The following is an 18,033-nucleotide window of genomic DNA, read 5'->3' on the forward strand; positions in this document are numbered from 1 at the left end:
TTTGGGCGATTTGTTGCGTTAAGTCAAATAGAAGGGAAAGCCACCGTGATGATATCACGGTGGCTGAGTTTGGCTATTTCTCAGGTTTAAAGCGTAATAAACGGTTGGCATTGCTGACGACAGTGATAGACGAGAGCGCCATGGCGGCTCCTGCTACAACGGGATTCAGTAATGTTCCGGTAAGAGGGTATAAAATCCCTGCGGCAATCGGAATGCCTAACGAGTTATACACGAAGGCACCAAACAAGTTTTGTTTCATATTACGCAGAGTCCCCTTAGAGATGGACACCGCATCCGCGACACCATGTAGGCTTTGGCGCATTAACGTAATAGAGGCAGTTTCAATGGCAATATCACTGCCACCCCCCATCGCGATACCGACGTCTGCGCGAGCCAAGGCAGGAGCATCATTAATGCCGTCACCGACCATCGCCACTTTATGCCCTTTGGATTGTAACGCTTCAATTGCTGCGGATTTACCATCTGGCATCACGCCTGCAATAACTTCATCAATACCCGCCTCTTTCGCGATAGCCTTGGCGGTAACAGGGTTGTCCCCAGTTAACATTACTAAGCGGAAGCCTTGTTTATGCAGACGAGCAAGGGCGCTAACACTGTCTTCACGTAACGGATCTCGGATAGACAACAGCGCTGCGATTTTACCATCAACAGCCAGTAATACCGGTGTAACCCCAAGGGAGGCTTGCTGGTGGAGTGTTTCATCGATTTCACGGGTATCAACCTGATTTTCAGCTAACAGTTTTTGATTACCTAATAACACCGTTTTACCGTCAACAACCGCGGTTACACCTAATCCCGCTATGGTTCTAAATTGTTGATTGGCAATCATGTCCAAGCCTTTTGCACGATTAACAATTGCACGAGCCAATGGGTGATTAGAGCCACTTTCAAGAGAAGCGGCAAATTGCAACGCTTGTGACTCGTCAAAGTCGTTGAATACGTGAATATCGGTGACTTGTGGCATGCCTTCGGTCAGCGTGCCCGTCTTATCAAAAACGATGGTGTCTAGTTCGCTAGCTTGTTGTAAAGCATCTGCGTCACGGACTAATACCCCAAACTCGGCAGCGCGACCCACCCCTGAAATAATCGACATCGGTGTGGCAAGACCAAGCGCACACGGACAGGCGATAATCAGTACCGTGGTGGTAATGACCAGCGCATAGGTAATTTGCGGCGCAGGCCCCACAAAATACCAAATCGCCCCTGAAATAACAGCAATAGCAACCACTACTGGCACAAATATGGCAGAAATTCGATCCGCTAATTGACCTATTTGTGGCTTACTGCTTTGCGCTTGGCGAACAAGATGGATAATACGCGCTAAGGTGGTTTGGCTGCCGACAGCCGCGGCACGGAATAACACGGTTCCATCTTGCACGACTGTTCCAGCATGCACGGCATCCCCGCGGCTTTTTTGCTGAGGGATCGGCTCACCGGTGAGCATTGCTTCATCTAGCCACACTTCGCCTTCAATGATTTCGCCATCGACGGGGACACGGTCACCTGTGGTTAAGCGTAAAATCATACCTTGTTTTACTTCTGCAAGGGGCATATCGACTTCCCCTTGATCAGTGACAACACGGGCGGTCGGCGGCGTCAAATCTAATAAGCGTTCCAGTGCTTTAGATGAGCGTTGGCGTGCGCGCTGCTCTAGGGCATGACCGAGGTTAATCAAACCGATGATCATGGCGCTGGCTTCGTAATAAAGGTGACGAGCTTGTTCAGGGAAGAGCTCAGGCCAAATATTGACGACGATAGAGTAAAGCCAAGCTGCACCAGTTCCTAACGCGACCAACGTATCCATGGTGGCGCTACCATTTTTGAGACTTTGCCATGCGCTACGATAAAAATGCCCACCCGCAAAAATCATGACCAGTAGCGTTAACACCCCAATGGTTAGCCAGATATTATGGTTATCTGCGCTTAACATCATATTGTCACCCAGCATGCCCCAAATCATCACGGGGATACCGAGCGCGAGCGCAAGGGCGGATTGCCAACGGAAGCGGCGCATATTGGCTTGAGCAACTTCTTGTTGGCGTTCACGGCGTTTGGCTTCATCTTGGATGATTTCAGCGCCATAACCTGCTTTCACGACAGCTTCAACGAGGTCATCAGGTTTTGCTGTTCCCGTGACCAACGCACTGCGCTCAGCTAAGTTTACTCGAGCATTTTCAACGCCAGGCACGCTATTGAGTGCTTTTTGTACTTTATTGACGCAACTCGCGCAGGTCATGCCATCCAGTAATAATTGGATACTGTCATCGGTAACTGCAATCTCCGGCTGCTCGCCTACATCAGATTCTTGTGCCGGAATATCGCAAATTGCCGCTGAACCCGTTTCCGGCTGTTCAATTGATGTTTTCAGCGGCTCAGTTTTTGGGGAGCTAATACCTGATTGAGCAAGTTCAGCCTTGAACCCAGCAGCGTCTACCGCTGCAATTAAATCTGCGGCTGAGGCTGTGCCATAAACCTTGGCTTGTTGAGTATCGACGACAGCCGCGGCAACGCCTTCAACTGCCTCTAGTGCTTGCTGCGTTTTTCCTGCACATTTCATGCAGTTTAAACCTGATAGTGCGAGCTCAACATTTGCTGTGGTCGCTTCAGCGGCTTCATAGCCCGCATCCTCAATCGTTTTAATCAGTGACTCAGGGCTTGCGCTACTTTCAATAACGGCGTAGTCGATGGTGACGTTGACTGACTCAACATCAGAGCGCGCTTGCAGCGCTTTTGTCACGGAACCGACACAGTGCATGCAGCTCAGACCTTGCAAGGATAATATTATTTTCATTTTTGATTCTCCGAGCCCTTTCATAATGCAGGGCTATAATTTGTACACAAAATCAGTCTATAATCCGCTATGTAGTTAAGGTTAAACCTTCCCTCAAGGGTAAGGTCAAGGGGAATTATGAATATTAGTGAAATTGCCAAAAAAACCGGTCTGACAGCTAAAGCAATTCGCTTTTATGAAGACAAAGGGCTGATCACCCCACCGGAACGTGGTGACAATAGTTACCGATATTATCAAGATAGACATCTTGATGAACTGATGCTGCTGAAACAAGCGAAAGATGTGGGATTTACGCTGGAAGAATGTGGCGAATTGCTGGGACTATTTCGTAACCCAAGCCGTCACAGCGCAGATGTGAAAAGTGCGACAATCGCGAAGATTGATGAAATACAACAGACGATTTTAAAACTGTCCGCCATCCGCGATACGTTACAAGAATTAGTAGATGTCTGCCCCGGAGATGATGGAGCAGACTGCCCAATTATTGACCATCTGGCGCGTGGCTGTTGTCACCATAGTAAGGCTTAACTTTTAAGGTGATTCCATCTACCGCGGTCACTTCCACTTCGGCTTCTGCTTTTAAGGGGATTTCGCTGTAAACTCGCCAGCTACCATCAGCTAAGCGAACACGGCTGAATCCCTCTTCAGTATCAGTGAGTAAGCGCGCTTTAACGCCAATTAGCTGGTGGCTGATTTGGTTGACATCATCGGCGCTGCTGGCTTTGCGGTGGCTAAGCCATTTTCGCCATAAAATGGCAGAAATGACCGTGAACACTGCAAACAAGATACCTTGCCACTCCCAACCGAGAAATGGCAATAGGAAAGTGAGTATCCCAACCGTCACAGCGGCAATACCTGACCAGAGTAGATAGCCGCCTGTGCCAAGGAGCTCACCAATCAGCAGTAACCCGCCTAAACATAGCCAAAACCATGTGGGATGTGTGCTGATAAGTTCTATCATTCTTTAGCCTGCTTTTGGGTTGCACCGACTTTTTTACTTTCGCCGATGAGCTCGGTGATCCCGCCAATCGCGCCCATTAAGTTGCTGGCTTCTAATGGCATCATGATCACTTTGCTGTTTTCCGCTGAACCAATGCTTGTCAAGGCATCCGTGTATTTTTGCGCAACGAAGTAGTTAATGGCTTGCATATTACCGGCTGCAATGGCGTCAGAAACCATTTGAGTCGCTTTGGCTTCTGCTTCTGCGGCTCTTTCACGAGCTTCGGCTTGTAAGAATGCAGACTGACGATCCCCTTCAGCACGTAGAATTTGTGACTGTTTTTCACCTTCAGCTTTTAAGATAGCGGCTTGGCGGATACCTTCTGCTTCTAAAATATCCGCACGTTTGGTTCGTTCCGCTTTCATTTGCGCGTTCATCGCGCTGATTAGCTCTTTTGGCGGTCTCACATCACGGATTTCAATACGGGTGATTTTCACCCCCCATGGGTTCGTAGCTTCATCGACCACATGTAATAGACGACTGTTAATCGAATCACGCTGAGATAGCATTTCATCGAGCTCCATTGAACCCAATACGGTACGGATGTTCGTCATGGTGAGGTTGAGCACGGATAACTCAAGGTTGCTCACCTCATACGCAGCGCGCACCGGGTCAACCACCTGAATAAAGCAAACGGCATCAATAGTCACGTTGGCGTTATCTCGGGAAATAACTTCTTGGGATGGAATATCAAGGACTTGTTCCATCATATTGATACGACGACCAATTTTGTCCATAAATGGCACAATGATATGTAAACCTGGCTGTAAAGTCCGGGTATAGCGACCAAAACGTTCAACGGTCCATTGGAAGCCTTGCGGTACTGTTTTTACGCAGGTTGTAACAATAACAATGGCAATAGCGACAAAGATAATAATCGGTATAGCACCAGACGCGAACAAATCCATAGGTAATCCTTAACTAGTAAAGTAATGAATAAACTTGGCGGCGGAACTTGCTCGCAAGTGCATCACCGGTTCCCATTGCTGACATGATATCCATCATGGTTTTTCTTACTGAGCCCTCACCAGCGTTTAAATCTTTACGTAAAAATGTCAGTAACATCTCTAGCGCTTCTTCGTTGCGATTAACTTCGTGAAGTTTTAATGCCAGTTGAACGGCTAATGTCGTATTTTCTGGATCTTGATTGAACTCTTGGATTAATTGCTGAATTTCTGGGGTATCAGCCGCTTTTTTCGCTAATTCGATTTGAGCGACCAACCCTTGATAACGGCTGTCTTTATCTTGCATTGGTACCGTCGCTAATAAAGCTTCAGCATCATCAATTAAATGTAGACCAATTTGTACTTCTGCTAACAACAGGGTGATATCGCTATTTTTTGGGGCGAGTTGATTAGCTTCTTTCAATAACGGTAGAGCGTCTTGAAGTTTACCTTCCGCGACTAATTCCGCGGCTTGCGCGGCTTTTAACTCTTCAGGGCTAGGTAATACACGAGACAGCATTTGCAAGACCACATCTTCAGGTTGTGGACCTTCGAAACCATCAACCGGGCGACCATTTTGTAAGATATAGACCGTCGGAACGCCTTTTAAGCCAAACTGGCTGGCGATCATTTGTTCTTCATCACAATTGACTTTAGCGAGGATAAACAGACCCGCATAGTCTTGGGCGATACGCTCTAACATTCCCGTAAATTCTAGACTTTGCGGGCTACGTGGTGACCAGAAATAGAACATGACTGGCATGCTCATGGATTGTTCAATAGTTTGATGTAGGTTGGTTTCGTTAATATCAATAATTTGTGCGTTAGCTAGCATAAACAGTCTCTTTAAAATTCGTTATTAATCATGTCAATGAAATGGGGGCTTAATTCTGTTTTTTCAATCTTTCTTGCCCTGACCCGCGAGAACTTTATCCATCAGTTTATCGGGTAATATACGTTTTAGTATACGCACAAAAACGGTTAATAATGTGACAGAGTAGCGTACACGGGGATGTGGGCTCTCTAAGGCTAAAATCAGTTTTTTGACGACATCTTCAGGATATAGCGTGAATTTCGCTGCAATACCTGGGTTTTGAACGGGTTTATCTTGTTGAGTTTGTGCTACATTTTGGGTAAATGCACTGTGGATTGGACCTGGTTCAATTAAGCTGACATGTATACCCGAGCCCTTTAATTCTAAACGCAAGGCATCTGACCAAGCTTCTAATGCATACTTGCTGGCGGCATAAGCTCCTCGACCCGGTGTGGAAATAATGCCCATTACAGAGCTAGTTTGCACAATACGCCCCTCATGGTGCGGCAGCATGGCGGGAAGCAGAAGAAAGGTCAATTGGTGAACGCCGAAAAAATTACTGGAGAATTGAGATTCCAGTTGCTGGCGGCTTACGGTATGCAATGGACCGTATACCCCGAAGCCTGCGTTATTGAATAATCCGAAAAGTTTTCCATTGCAGAGCGCTAAAATTTGCTCAGCGGCAGCTTCGACGCTCGTTGGATCGTCTAAGTCGAGGGATACAGTTTCGAAGCCAATGCCTTGTAATCGTTCAATATCAGCCTGTTTTCTACAGGTGGCAATGACGCGATAACCGCGCAATTTTAATGTCTGTGCCGCGCACAAACCAATGCCACTTGACGCCCCTGTCACTAATACCGTTTTTTGCATAACTTTACCTACTATGGGCTGAATTTTCGCTATCATATTGGTTCATTATGATTTATTTAGAACGATTCGGAAATTCAATTAATAGAATTTCCGCTGTTCTTTAACGGATAACGTTTGTTTTACAAACAAATTCATTTTACAAACAAATAGGGTGCTAGTTGTTTTTCCATAAAATCTGCAATAGTCGGTTGAGCTTGTTCTGTCGGGTGAATGCCATCAGGCTGGATCCATTCCGGTTTGGTGATCACACTTTCCATAAAGAATGGGATCAGCGGAAGCTGGTTTTTTTCAGCCAGGGAAGGGTTCACTTTTTCAAAGCTCGATGTGTAACGTTTACCGTAGTTTGGTGGGATTCGAATTTGCATTAAGAGCGGTTTAGCACCATTTTGCTCTATTTGGTCAATAATCTGTTGTAATGTAATGGCTAATTGTTCAACAGATAGCCCTTGTAAGCCATCATTAGCCCCAAGCTCAATCAGCACCCAATCGGGTTTGTGCTGTGCCAGCAGTGTGGGGAGACGCTCTAAACCTTGAGAGGCAGTGTTACCACTAATGCTGCCATTGACCACTAAAATCGGTGGCGACTGTTTTTGCCAACGTTCGGCAAGCAATGTTGCCCACGCTTGCTCGGCAGGTATTCGATAGCCCGCACTAAGGCTATCACCGAGAATTAATAGTTTCGTTGCTGCGAGTGTTTGACCACTTGCAGTGACTAATAGGAGAAAAACCAATATATGTCGGCGCAAAATATTCTTGAAGTTCATCATCTCATTAAACGTGTTGGTCAAGGTGAACATGAACTGACTATATTGCAAGGAGTCGAGCTAATTGTCGAGTCTGGTCAGACAATTGCTTTAATTGGCGAGTCTGGATCAGGGAAATCCACATTGTTAGGCATTATTGCTGGGCTGGATGATGGTACTAGCGGAACCGTAAAACTGCTGGACCAAGATCTCACCACCATGGATGAAGAGGCGCGCGCACGGCTACGAGCACAGAGTGTCGGTTTTGTTTTTCAATCTTTCATGTTAATTCCAACGTTGAATGCACTTGAAAATGTGCAACTCCCTTCTTTGCTACGAGGCGAATCTGAAACAAAAAGCCATCAACAAGCGGTCAGTTTGCTCACGGATTTGGGGTTAGGAAATCGTTTAAAACATATGCCTGCTCAGCTGTCGGGTGGAGAACAGCAGCGTGTAGCTTTAGCGCGGGCATTTAATGGGCAACCTCAAATTTTGTTTGCTGATGAGCCGACGGGAAATCTTGACCGCCATACGGGAGATAAGATTGCCGATTTATTATTTGCGATGAATAAAGAACATGGGACGACACTGATTTTAGTCACCCATGACAATCAATTAGCCGCTCGTTGCCAGCGACGATTACGGTTAGTTGATGGGCTATTGAGGGAAGAGTCATGATTTGGCGCTGGTTTTGGCGCGAATGGAAAACGCCATCATTGTTGATTGTTTGGTTAGCACTCACGTTAGCGGTAGCTTGCGTACTGGCATTAGGGCGGATCAGTGATCGTATAGAAAACAGTATGAGTTACCAAAGCCAAGAGTTACTGGCAGGTGATTTGGTACTGCGTTCCTCCCATCCAAGCGACCCTGAATGGTTAGCGGCGGCGCAACAGGCTGGGCTCACATTGAGCCAACAAATTTCGTTTTCAACCATGGCGTATTCGACTGAGGATGAAGAAGGGCGACCTCAGTTGGTGTTAGTAAAAGCAGCGGATTCGAGTTATCCGTTATACGGTGACTTGGTCACCGAGCCTGCGGGTCTGAAACCCACCAAAGGGCATATTTTAGTTGCACCGCGCTTATTGGAATTACTCAATTTAAAGGTCGGTGAACAGATTGATATTGGCGATGGGACGTTGACCATTTCAGGCACATTAGTTCAGGAGCCGGATAGCGGTTTTAACCCTTTTCAAATTGCGCCAAGAGTGCTGATTTCGATTGAGGATGCGCCATCAACGGGGGCGATTCAAATCGGTAGCCGCTTAACTTATCGAGATATGTTTGCAGGCTCACGTCAAGCGATAGACACTTTCAAAGAGAAATATGATACTCAGCTCAGGAGCGATCAGCGCTGGTATACCTTGGATGATGATAGTGGTGCGGTGGGGAAAACCTTTAAGCGAGCTCAGCAATTTTTACTGTTATCGGTGTTGTTAACATTATTACTGGCGATTGCCGCCGTTGTGGTGTCAATGACCCATTATTGCCGAAGTCGCCATCAATTGATCGCGGTTTTAAAAACGCTGGGCGCAGGGCGCAATGCACTGCGTAAGTGGATCATCGGTCAATGGTTAGTGATATTGATCGCGGCGGCATTACTCGGTTCCTTGCTAGGACTCGCGTTTGAAGGGATCTTAATGCAAATTTTGTCGGCAATGTTACCAAAAGCCTTGCCGAGTGCGAGTTTCTGGCCATGGATCTGGTCGATAGCAACGTTGTTTATCATCGCGATCATTGTCAGGATTCGACCTTACTACCAATTGATGGGCACTCAGCCTTCTCGCGTCTTACGTGAAGATGCCAAATCACCAATTTGGCCGCTATATTATTATCTGCCGGTAGTGACACTAATTGTCGTCGGAGGATTATTCCTGTTTGCAGGAGTAAATCCATTATTATGGTCAATTTTGCTGGGTATTGTTGTGGTTGCGGTATTGCTAGCACTGATTGGCTGGCTGGGATTATGGCTACTGAGGAAAATACAATTTCGTCAGCTAAGTCTACGTTTGTCCGTGAGTCGTTTACTGCGTCAACCACTGCAAACTATCACGCAAATGAGCGCATTTTCATTATCGTTTATGTTGCTGGCGCTATTGATCTTGGTTCGTGGGGATCTATTGGATCGCTGGCAGCAGCAACTTCCGGCGGATAGTCCAAATTATTTTCTGATCAATATGACTCAGTCTCAGCTTGATCCGGTGACACAGTTATTAAAACAGTATCAAGTAACTCCAACCGAATTTAATCCGGTGGTATTAGCTCGCTTGTCTGAAATTAATGACCAATCTGCGATTGAATGGGCAGATACTCGTGATCCTAATAATAATACGGTAAGACGGGAGTTAAGTTTAACCTGGCAGTCAACATTACCACCTGCCAATGAATTGGAACAAGGGAGCTGGCCACCTAAAGCAGGTGAGGTATCTATCGAGCAAACGGTGGTGAAGGAGTTAGGATTAAAAATCGGTGATAAGCTAACTTTCAATGCAGGTTCGCAGATTTTTACTGCCAAAGTGAGCAGTATCCGTAAAGTTGATTGGGAAAGTCTACGCCCGAATTTCTATTTTATTTTTGCGGAAGAAACGTTATCACCGATGCCGGAAACCTGGCTGAGTAGCTTCCATTATGATGGCGATGGGCAGTTATTAACTCAGCTGAGTCATCAATATCCAACGATTAATGTGTTAGATACCGGTGCGATTATCACGCAAATTCAGCAGATTTTGCAGCAAGTGAGCCAAGCGTTGGAAGTGATGGTTGTTCTGGTCATTTTCTGTGGTTTATTGCTGTTATTGGCGCAAATTCAAGTGGGGATGAGCCAGCGTGAGCGAGAATTGGTGGTATATCGGACTCTGGGGGCGAGCAAAAAACTGATGCGCCGTACTTTATGGAGCGAATTTGCTTTGCTGGGGGGAATGGCTGGGCTCGCCGCTGCATTTGGTGCTGAAGTCGCGCTATGGTTATTGCAAACTAAAGTGTTTGATTTTCCATGGCAACCAGAATGGCGGTTGTGGGTATTGCTACCTCTTTGCGCAGGGTTCTTATTATCCGTATGCGGTGGCTGGTTAGGGCTGCGATTATTGGGTACGGGTAGCCAACATCGCCGTTTGTCTAATAGTTGATAATACGGCTCCGTTGTTTAATGGGCATCTCATGATGGATGCCCATTAAACTAACTGTCTCTAATCCTTCACAAAACCGTCATTCGCCATGGTTATTATTCAGCTATCAATTATTGATGGCATGAAAAATAGGAAAATAACAATGGCTCGCCTTAATCGGAAAAGATTCACGCTGACATCTCTTTCTTTATTTCTTGGTTTAATCTCATTTAGCACCGTAGGGGTTGCTCAACAATCATTAGTTCAAAAACAAGTGCCCGCTACACTCGCTGGGCATGCTGTTTTATCCGTCGATACGACAGTTCCTACACCGAAAGATGCCCCTTCGGATATGCAAAAAAGTGGTAAATACACCACTGGAACGCGTGTTGATACGCTGGGTAAAGAGGAAGGCAAATCAGATGGTCGTCCAACAGGTAAATTTATTCCTATTAACGGGCAGCCGTTACAAGGACACTCGGGTATTAAGCGCATGGAAGATGGCACTTATTGGGTGTTAACGGACAATGGTTTTGGTAACAAAATGAATTCACCGGATTCTATGTTGTATTTAACCCAATATGATATTGATTTTAAAAGTGGAAAAGTAAACCCGCTGAAAACTGTCTTTTTCCATGATCCGGATAAAATCATTCCATTTCATATTATTAATGAAAGCAGCCAGCAGCGCTATTTGACGGGCAGTGATTTTGATCCTGAAAGTTTCCAATTTGCGAATGGTGCTTTGTGGGTTGGGGATGAGTTTGGACCATACCTGATTAAAATGGATCTAGAAGGCAAGGTTTTAGCGCTTTTTGAAACACAAGTTGAAGGCAAAAAAGTGGTTTCACCGGACCATTACACGTTAACAACGCCGGGTAAACCGACAGAGAAAGTCACGTTCCAAGTTAATCGTTCAAAAGGTTTTGAGGGGATGGCATCATCACCAGATGGCACTAAATTGTACCCCATGTTGGAAGGGGCTTTGTGGCAAGAAGCTAAGCAAGATTATGAAAACGTGAATGGCAAAAAAGCGGCGCGTATTCTGGAATTTGACGTGAGACAGCAAGACTGGACGGGGCGCAGTTGGTTATATGTTTTTGAAGATAACCAAAATGCTATCGGTGATTTTAATCTGATTGATGATACTCATGGCTTGATCATCGAGCGTGATAATGGTGAAGGCACTGCAGATAAAGGATGCCCAGAAAACGCAACAAATAAAGAAAATTGCTTTAGCAATTTAGCGAAATTTAAACGCGTTTATCGCATTGAGTTTTCAGATAAAAATGTCGGTGGCGCAGTCGATAAGCAAGCTTATATTGATTTGATGAACATCCAAGATTCTAATCAATTAGCCAAGAAACCATTGAATAATGGCGTGTTTACTTTCCCATTCTTTACGATTGAAAACGTGGATATTGTTGATGGCGAACACATTATTGTCGGGAATGACAATAACTATCCATTCTCTTCTAGCCGTGAGCCTAATCAAGCAGATGACAATGAATTTATCCTGCTGAAAGTACCTGAATTATTAAAGTAATTTGTAGTCGGTCATGCCAGTAAGAAGTTGAATATGTACATGGATCCTTGTTTTTCCCTTGGTTCAATAATTTGCTCGGGTTGCCCCGAGCTTTTTTCTTTTTAGAGATTAATCTTTTTGCACCGCTAAAGCAGGTGGCTTCATCATTAAAGTGAAAAATAGAATCACAATGACAGGGGCTGCAATGGTTAAGAAGGCGGGGGTAAAACTGCCGGTAATATCTTTAATAGCGCCGGCAATAAACGGTGCTAAACAAGCGATAGTCGAGATTAAATTGACGACAGAGAATAACTCTAAGTAAGGACCGCGACCAAAATAATTGGAGAGTAATACGCTGGAGGCTAAGAAGGTCATTCCATAGCCAACACCAACGCAAATCACGAATAAAATCAGCCAGAACCATGACGTGGAAATACTCAGTGCGATAACGCCCAGTACCATGATAATCAAACTACCAATCAGTAAGCGTTTAGGTTCTAACCATTCCCCAGCGGCACCACCGAGAAAGCGAGAAAAAGCGTTCACAAATGCCATGGTACTAAGCAGTGAAACGGCGACCGTCATGCCAAATCCACGTTCTTCAATATGCGCGACCGCAAAACTGTTTACCGTAATTCCGCACCATAGAAAAGAAGTATACGTTGCGGCGATTAAATAGAATTGCCAAGTGCGTAGGGCACGGCGCACGGTCCAAACTTCTGCTGTACGGTAAATCGGTTTACTTGAGCTACTAACTTGTTTTTGCATCACGTTTTTGGCGTGTTCTTGCTCTTTTTTGCCTTCTCTGAGCGCTAAGATAGTGATGAGTGTGACAATACTAAGATAAACGGCACAGAGTACCCAATGCATACGCCAAGAGCCTAATTGGTTCGAGGCATAAAAATAGATCCACGGACCGGCTACGCCACCTAGCCCGCCAATCGTGAAGTACAAGCCGAATGCGAGAGACTGTTTTTCAAACAGGCGAGAGAGAACATAGGTTCCAGGAACAGTGGCGAGTAACGTAAATCCGATACCAATCAACGCTGTCCCTAAGAAATAGGTGCTGATGGTTTCCGTTGAATAGAGATTGTAAAAGCCAGAGCAGAAAACAAGCATGCCGAGCAGCAATGTGAGTCGAACGCCCACTTTACGGATCAATAATGAAGGGAGAAAACTTGCCAAGCCACAGGTTAAACCGAGTAAAGTAAAGCCGAAGCCTGCCTCAGTCCAGCTCCATTTTAATTCGCCGATCATACTTGGTAACACGACACCTAATGAGGTAAATGTCGTCGCGGTCGCGAGGAAGTAAACTAGCCCGAGGAGAACGAGAATTGACCATTGGTATAACGGACTAAATGGTGAGGCATGTGTTTCTGGCATATGGGCTCCAGTGGTGCCCTAACAAGCGAATCATAATGGGATCATCATGATGCAAAAAGGATAGGGCGAAAATAGCAAATGCCCGAAATATCACTTTCGGGCACGAATAGCGCTATTTTCCCTATTTTTGGCGAGAGTACCAGCCTAATTTTGTTTTTGCCCACTCAATGCCACTTTTATACTCATTTGGCAGCATTGGGATCAAATTATCGAGGGTATTTTCGAGCTGATGGACATCGCTATGAGTCAGATTTAAGTGACCCACTTTACGAGCTGGACGCACTTCTTTCTCATACCAATGTAAATGGACTAAAGGCAGATTTAACCATTCTTGGTTAACATCAGTGCCAATTAAATTGACCATAACAGCAGGGCTGAAAACTTCTGGCGTCGGCATGGGAAGATTCAGAATCGCGCGTAAATGGAGCTCGAATTGGCTGATTGAGGCCCCATTTTGAGTCCAGTGCCCACTATTATGAACACGAGGGGCAATTTCATTGATCAGCAGCTTATCGCCAACCACAAAACACTCCATAGCCATTACACCGACATAGCCGAGCTCATCCATGACGGAGCTGAGCATCGCTTGTGCTTGTTGTTGCTGGACAGGATTCGCATTTGGGAACGCAACGCTGGTGCGTAAAATCCCTTCTTGGTGAAGATTATGGGTGATTGGGTAGAATACGGATTCGCCGGATTGACTACGAGCACCAATCACGGAGACTTCAGCATCAAATGGGATCCCTTGCTCGACGATACATTCCCCATAAATTTCTGCGGGAAGATTTAACTCATCACCAGGGCGAACACGCCATTGGCCACGACCGTCGTAGCCACCCGTTCTGCGTTTTACGATCAAAAAATCACCCAGAGTGGCAAATAATTCTGTCCATTGGTCTGGAGATTCTAATAGCGCCCAAGGTGCCGTCGATAAATTTAATGTATCGAATAGGCTTTTTTGTGGGAATCGGTCCGCTAAACGAGGAAAAATATCTCGGTTAATAAACGCATTATGGCGAGCTAGCTCCTTAGTTAAAGGTGTTTCAGGCCAACGTTCAATTTCAGCGGTGATCACGCTTTGTTGGTAAGGAACGGCTTCAGGTTCCGCATCTAGTCCTACAGGGAAAACTGAAATTCCCAGCGGTTCCCCTGCTTGGCGCAGCATTCTGCCTAATTGACCATTACCAAGGACACAAACCGGTTTCATTACGCTTCCCTCGGATCTGGGTTATTTAATACGTCGTTGGTTTGTGCTTCTCGCCATGCGGATAAGCGATTGAAGAGCGCACACTCATGAGTGGCTAAAATTTGTGCAGCTAGCAGTGCGGCGTTAGCGGCACCGGCTTTACCAATAGCAAGGGTGCCAACAGGAATACCTTTTGGCATCTGCACAATAGAATACAGGCTATCAACACCACTTAATGCGGCACTTTGTACCGGCACGCCAAGGACAGGAACCAGTGTTTTTGCAGCTAACATGCCAGGTAAATGGGCCGCACCGCCAGCCCCTGCGATAATGACATCAAAACCGTTTGCTTTGGCATTTTCAGCAAAGGAGAACAGTTTATCTGGCGTGCGGTGTGCAGAAACGATTTCAACATGGAAAGGCAGTTGCAGCTCTGTCAGTACATCAGCAGCATGTTGCATCGTTGTCCAATCACTTTTAGAACCCATAACAATGGCGATTTTTGCCGCAGATTGAGCAGGAACTTGGGCAGTCATGTGGTGTGATCCCTGTATTGAAAAATGTCACCCTAAGGGTGGAAATGTGAATTGCCCCGATCATATCACGGTAATCGATCAAGGAAAACGTTTGCGTGACTATAAAATAAGCAAACGATTAGGCTCAAGTGCAAGAATTCACCCGCGCATCTTTAACAAGGAACGAAAACTAAAAAGGAAAGAAAATAAGCTCAATACCGTTTTCATTAATTACAAAAGCGGAACCTTCGCTGTGCCATGCACCTAATACCCCCCTAAAATGGAGATGACCCTCTAGGTTGATTTCATGAATCGCAGGGCGATGAGTGTGACCGTGGATTATCCATTGCGCTTGATGGCGGTTTAATGCATCAATGACGGCGAGGGAATTCACATCCATAATCGCTTCGGATTTCATGCTACTGGCATATTGGCTATTACGGCGCATTTTTTGTGCGATACGGCGACGAATACATAAAGGTAAAGTGAGAAAAAGGCGTTGGATCCAAGGGGTATGAACTTTTTTACGGTAATTTTGATAAGCCGCATCATCGGTGCATAGTGTATCACCATGCATAATCAAAATACGTTGACCATAAAGTTCAAGCAGTGTTTCTTGGGGGAGGATGGTCATGCCGCACTGTTTAGCATAACGTTGACCCACTAAGAAATCGCGATTTCCGTGAATGAAATAGCAAGGAATACCACGTTCACTTAGCTGTCTTAGTGCTTGAGCTACTTGTTGGTGTAAGGGCGTTTCATCATCATCACCAATCCAATAATTAAAGAAATCGCCTAGAATATACAGGCTGTCGGCATGGATGGCTTGCTGTTCGATAAAATGCAGAAAACCGGCGGTGATCGCCGGTTCATCTTCACTTAAATGCAAATCTGCAATGATATAAGTGGACATAAATTCAGGGATTACTCGCTGACAGTCACTTTTTCAATCACAACGTCTTCGCGAGGTACGTCTTGGTGGAAACCACTGCGACCTGTTGAAACGCCTTTGATTTTGTCAACAACGTCCATACCTTCAACGACTTCAGCAAATACGCAGTAACCCCAACCATCTGGGCGCTCTGAACGGAAGTTTAAGAAGTCATTGTCAGCAACGTTGATGAAGAATTGTGCTGTTGCTGAGTGTGGATCGTTAGTACGAGCCATTGCTAATGTACCGCGGCTGTTTTTCAGTCCGTTATTAGCTTCGTTTTTGATAGGCGCTTTAGTGTCTTTTTGGTTCATGCCAGGCTCAAAACCACCACCTTGGATCATGAAGCCGTTAATAACACGGTGGAAAATGGTATTATTGTAGAAACCTTCGCGGCAGTAAGTTAGAAAGTTTTCAACAGTTACTGGTGCTTTGTCTGCGAAAGTTTTGATAACGATGTCACCGTGATTGGTATGAAATGTAACCATAATAGCTATCCTGAATAATTGTTTTTTGTGCGCTAACTTGCGAAAGCGTTAAGATCAGCAAGTTTATATCACAGATAAAACCTGACTTGAAGCAACAGTGTATTTGCAAAATAGGTTAATCCATAACAGTGACCTATAAATAAGGCGATAAAGTCAAGTGTTAACCTTGCTTTCTTCGGGTGATCGCGATTCAATACCGTGCTATTTTCGTAGGTTGAATCTGGATATTTTATCCTCAACATCGCGATAATCTGATGTATGATAGATATACACGTACTAATAAAATGGAAATAAAAAGATGCTACAGATTTTCAATACACTGAGTCGTCAAAAAGAAGAATTTAAACCCATCCATGCTGGAAAGATTGGGATGTACGTGTGTGGCATCACCATTTACGATTTGTGTCATATTGGTCACGGTCGTACCTTTGTGGCTTTCGATGCCATTAGCCGCTATTTACGCTATTTAGGCTATGACCTGAATTATGTGCGCAACGTGACGGATATTGATGACAAAATCATTAAACGTGCCGCTGAAAATAATGAAAGCGTGGAAGAGTTAACGACGCGCATGTTAGCGGAAATGCATAAAGATTTTGATGCATTAAATATCCTACGTCCAGACAGCGAACCGCGTGCCACTCGCCATATTCATGAAATCATTGAGCTAACTGAAAGCTTGATTGAGCGCGGTCATGCTTATGTTGCAGATAATGGCGATGTAATGTTTGAGGTCAAAACTGATCCAAATTACGGCTTATTATCTCGCCAAGATTTAGACCAGCTTCAAGCGGGCGCCCGTGTTGAAGTGGCGGATGTGAAACGTAATCCAATGGATTTCGTTTTATGGAAAATGTCAAAAGAAGGCGAGCCAAGCTGGGAGTCTCCTTGGGGCTTAGGTCGCCCTGGCTGGCATATTGAATGTTCGGCCATGAACAGCAAAACGCTGGGTAACCATTTTGATATTCACGGTGGCGGTTCCGATTTAATGTTCCCACACCATGAAAATGAAATTGCTCAGTCTACCTGCGCTCACGATGGTCCGTATGTGAACTATTGGATGCACTCCGGCATGGTCATGGTTGATAGAGAGAAAATGTCTAAATCTCTCAATAATTTCTTTACTATCCGTGATGTATTGGAATATTACGATGCGGAAACCGTACGTTATTTCTTACTTTCTGGTCATTATCGTAGCCAGCTGAACTATACCGAAGAGAACTTAAAGCAAGCTCGCACGGCATTAGAGCGTCTGTATACCGCATTGCGCGGTACAGATAAATCAGCGACACCTGCTGGTGGTGAAATATACAAAAGTCGTTTCTGCGAAGCGATGAATGATGATTTCAATACACCTGAAGCCTATTCAGCTCTGTTTGATATGGCGCGTGAATTGAACCGCCTGAAAACAGAAAATATGGACGCCGCAAACGGTATGGCAGCGCAATTACGTGAGCTGGCGAAAGTGTTGGGGCTGTTAGAACAAGACCCAGAAACTTTCTTACAAGGTGGGGCACAAAGCGAAGACGATGCCGAAGTGGCAAAAATCGAAGCACTGATTAAACAGCGTAACGACGCGCGTCAAAGCAAAGATTGGGCGCTGGCGGATCAGGCACGTGATGCGCTGACGGCGATGGGGATTGTGTTGGAAGATTCATCAGCTGGCACTACGTGGCGTCGCAAGTAATATTCGTCATATTTCGCGTTGTGGCGTTGTTGGC

At 45.4% G+C, this 18,033-nt stretch carries 16 protein-coding genes; 5 read left to right on the forward strand and 11 right to left on the reverse strand.

Going from position 1 to position 18,033, the window contains the following annotated elements:
- Positions 1 to 73 precede the first annotated feature (73 nt).
- Complete coding sequence (gene copA, locus PSF16_RS07660; protein WP_036975245.1) at positions 74 to 2,812, reverse strand: copper-exporting P-type ATPase CopA; 2,739 nt, start codon at positions 2,810 to 2,812, stop codon at positions 74 to 76.
- A 117-nt stretch (positions 2,813 to 2,929) separates the two neighbouring features.
- On the opposite strand from copA, the gene cueR reads away from it, so the two are divergent.
- On the forward strand, positions 2,930 to 3,340 hold the full coding sequence (gene cueR, locus PSF16_RS07665; RefSeq protein ID WP_006659271.1) for a Cu(I)-responsive transcriptional regulator: 411 nt from the start codon (positions 2,930 to 2,932) through the stop codon (positions 3,338 to 3,340).
- On the opposite strand, the gene PSF16_RS07670 is transcribed toward cueR, so the two are convergent.
- The 5 genes from PSF16_RS07670 to tesA all read right to left on the reverse strand — a co-directional run bounded on the left by PSF16_RS07670 (position 3,294) and on the right by tesA (position 7,207).
- A complete protein-coding gene (locus tag PSF16_RS07670) occupies positions 3,294 to 3,773 on the reverse strand; it encodes an NfeD family protein (RefSeq protein ID WP_006659270.1) in 480 nt (159 codons plus the stop codon). The two genes, cueR and PSF16_RS07670, sit on opposite strands and share 47 nt — an antisense overlap.
- Complete coding sequence (locus PSF16_RS07675) at positions 3,770 to 4,720, reverse strand: SPFH domain-containing protein (RefSeq protein ID WP_006661090.1); 951 nt, start codon at positions 4,718 to 4,720, stop codon at positions 3,770 to 3,772. Before PSF16_RS07675 ends, PSF16_RS07670 begins: the two co-directional genes overlap by 4 nt.
- Before the next feature lie 13 nt (positions 4,721 to 4,733).
- Complete coding sequence (locus tag PSF16_RS07680; RefSeq protein WP_006659268.1) at positions 4,734 to 5,591, reverse strand: co-chaperone YbbN; 858 nt, start codon at positions 5,589 to 5,591, stop codon at positions 4,734 to 4,736.
- Positions 5,592 to 5,654: 63 nt separating this feature from the next.
- Entirely contained in the window at positions 5,655 to 6,440 is a 786-nt protein-coding gene (locus PSF16_RS07685; RefSeq protein WP_006661092.1) for an SDR family oxidoreductase, read from the reverse strand.
- A 131-nt stretch (positions 6,441 to 6,571) separates the two neighbouring features.
- Entirely contained in the window at positions 6,572 to 7,207 is a 636-nt protein-coding gene (gene tesA, locus PSF16_RS07690) for a multifunctional acyl-CoA thioesterase I/protease I/lysophospholipase L1 (protein WP_272689067.1), read from the reverse strand.
- Between tesA and ybbA the strand changes: the two genes are divergently transcribed.
- The 3 genes from ybbA (at position 7,175) to PSF16_RS07705 (ending at position 11,830) form a co-directional block, all read left to right on the forward strand.
- Positions 7,175 to 7,861 carry a putative ABC transporter ATP-binding protein YbbA gene (gene ybbA / locus PSF16_RS07695; protein ID WP_006659265.1) on the forward strand — a complete coding sequence of 229 codons (687 nt, stop codon included), beginning with the start codon at positions 7,175 to 7,177 and terminating at the stop codon, positions 7,859 to 7,861. The genes tesA and ybbA overlap by 33 nt on opposite strands.
- Positions 7,858 to 10,305 carry a putative ABC transporter permease subunit YbbP gene (gene ybbP, locus PSF16_RS07700; RefSeq protein WP_272689068.1) on the forward strand — a complete coding sequence of 816 codons (2,448 nt, stop codon included), beginning with the start codon at positions 7,858 to 7,860 and terminating at the stop codon, positions 10,303 to 10,305. The genes ybbA and ybbP overlap by 4 nt, the downstream gene beginning before the upstream one ends.
- 142 nt (positions 10,306 to 10,447) lie before the next feature.
- Positions 10,448 to 11,830: an esterase-like activity of phytase family protein gene (locus tag PSF16_RS07705; protein ID WP_006661093.1), complete on the forward strand. Its 1,383-nt coding sequence runs from the start codon at positions 10,448 to 10,450 to the stop codon at positions 11,828 to 11,830.
- Positions 11,831 to 11,938: 108 nt separating this feature from the next.
- Here the strand turns inward: PSF16_RS07705 and PSF16_RS07710 are convergent, their stop codons facing one another.
- The 5 genes from PSF16_RS07710 to ppiB all read right to left on the reverse strand — a co-directional run bounded on the left by PSF16_RS07710 (position 11,939) and on the right by ppiB (position 16,312).
- Complete coding sequence (locus PSF16_RS07710; protein WP_272689069.1) at positions 11,939 to 13,192, reverse strand: MFS transporter; 1,254 nt, start codon at positions 13,190 to 13,192, stop codon at positions 11,939 to 11,941.
- A 121-nt stretch (positions 13,193 to 13,313) separates the two neighbouring features.
- A complete protein-coding gene (gene purK, locus PSF16_RS07715; protein WP_272689070.1) occupies positions 13,314 to 14,399 on the reverse strand; it encodes a 5-(carboxyamino)imidazole ribonucleotide synthase in 1,086 nt (361 codons plus the stop codon).
- A complete protein-coding gene (gene purE / locus PSF16_RS07720; RefSeq protein WP_006659260.1) occupies positions 14,399 to 14,914 on the reverse strand; it encodes a 5-(carboxyamino)imidazole ribonucleotide mutase in 516 nt (171 codons plus the stop codon). Before purE ends, purK begins: the two co-directional genes overlap by 1 nt.
- A 169-nt stretch (positions 14,915 to 15,083) precedes the next feature.
- Positions 15,084 to 15,806, reverse strand: coding sequence for a UDP-2,3-diacylglucosamine diphosphatase (gene lpxH, locus PSF16_RS07725; RefSeq protein WP_006659259.1), 723 nt, complete (start codon positions 15,804 to 15,806; stop codon positions 15,084 to 15,086).
- An 11-nt stretch (positions 15,807 to 15,817) separates the two neighbouring features.
- Positions 15,818 to 16,312 (reverse strand): peptidylprolyl isomerase B, encoded by a 495-nt coding sequence (ppiB, locus tag PSF16_RS07730; RefSeq protein WP_006659258.1) that lies wholly within the window; start codon positions 16,310 to 16,312, stop codon positions 15,818 to 15,820.
- Between the two features lie 298 nt (positions 16,313 to 16,610).
- On the opposite strand from ppiB, the gene cysS reads away from it, so the two are divergent.
- Positions 16,611 to 17,999 (forward strand): cysteine--tRNA ligase, encoded by a 1,389-nt coding sequence (cysS, locus tag PSF16_RS07735; RefSeq protein WP_006661097.1) that lies wholly within the window; start codon positions 16,611 to 16,613, stop codon positions 17,997 to 17,999.
- The last annotated feature ends 34 nt before the right edge of the window (positions 18,000 to 18,033 follow it).

It is taken from the genome of Providencia sp. PROV033, from assembly GCF_028484855.1.
GTDB lineage: Bacteria > Pseudomonadota > Gammaproteobacteria > Enterobacterales > Enterobacteriaceae > Providencia > Providencia alcalifaciens.

What these genes read in the sequence shown, in the direction of transcription:
- copA (WP_036975245.1), bottom strand. Translation starts at nt 2,812, where the DNA reads ATGAAAATAATATTATCCTTGCAAGGTCTGAGCTGCATGCACTGTGTC.
- cueR (WP_006659271.1), top strand. Translation starts at nt 2,930, where the DNA reads ATGAATATTAGTGAAATTGCCAAAAAAACCGGTCTGACAGCTAAAGCA.
- PSF16_RS07670 (WP_006659270.1), bottom strand. Translation starts at nt 3,773, where the DNA reads ATGATAGAACTTATCAGCACACATCCCACATGGTTTTGGCTATGTTTA.
- PSF16_RS07675 (WP_006661090.1), bottom strand. Translation starts at nt 4,720, where the DNA reads ATGGATTTGTTCGCGTCTGGTGCTATACCGATTATTATCTTTGTCGCT.
- PSF16_RS07680 (WP_006659268.1), bottom strand. Translation starts at nt 5,591, where the DNA reads ATGCTAGCTAACGCACAAATTATTGATATTAACGAAACCAACCTACAT.
- PSF16_RS07685 (WP_006661092.1), bottom strand. Translation starts at nt 6,440, where the DNA reads ATGCAAAAAACGGTATTAGTGACAGGGGCGTCAAGTGGCATTGGTTTG.
- ybbA (WP_006659265.1), top strand. Translation starts at nt 7,175, where the DNA reads ATGTCGGCGCAAAATATTCTTGAAGTTCATCATCTCATTAAACGTGTT.
- tesA (WP_272689067.1), bottom strand. Translation starts at nt 7,207, where the DNA reads ATGATGAACTTCAAGAATATTTTGCGCCGACATATATTGGTTTTTCTC.
- ybbP (WP_272689068.1), top strand. Translation starts at nt 7,858, where the DNA reads ATGATTTGGCGCTGGTTTTGGCGCGAATGGAAAACGCCATCATTGTTG.
- PSF16_RS07705 (WP_006661093.1), top strand. Translation starts at nt 10,448, where the DNA reads ATGGCTCGCCTTAATCGGAAAAGATTCACGCTGACATCTCTTTCTTTA.
- PSF16_RS07710 (WP_272689069.1), bottom strand. Translation starts at nt 13,192, where the DNA reads ATGCCAGAAACACATGCCTCACCATTTAGTCCGTTATACCAATGGTCA.
- purK (WP_272689070.1), bottom strand. Translation starts at nt 14,399, where the DNA reads ATGAAACCGGTTTGTGTCCTTGGTAATGGTCAATTAGGCAGAATGCTG.
- purE (WP_006659260.1), bottom strand. Translation starts at nt 14,914, where the DNA reads ATGACTGCCCAAGTTCCTGCTCAATCTGCGGCAAAAATCGCCATTGTT.
- lpxH (WP_006659259.1), bottom strand. Translation starts at nt 15,806, where the DNA reads ATGTCCACTTATATCATTGCAGATTTGCATTTAAGTGAAGATGAACCG.
- ppiB (WP_006659258.1), bottom strand. Translation starts at nt 16,312, where the DNA reads ATGGTTACATTTCATACCAATCACGGTGACATCGTTATCAAAACTTTC.
- cysS (WP_006661097.1), top strand. Translation starts at nt 16,611, where the DNA reads ATGCTACAGATTTTCAATACACTGAGTCGTCAAAAAGAAGAATTTAAA.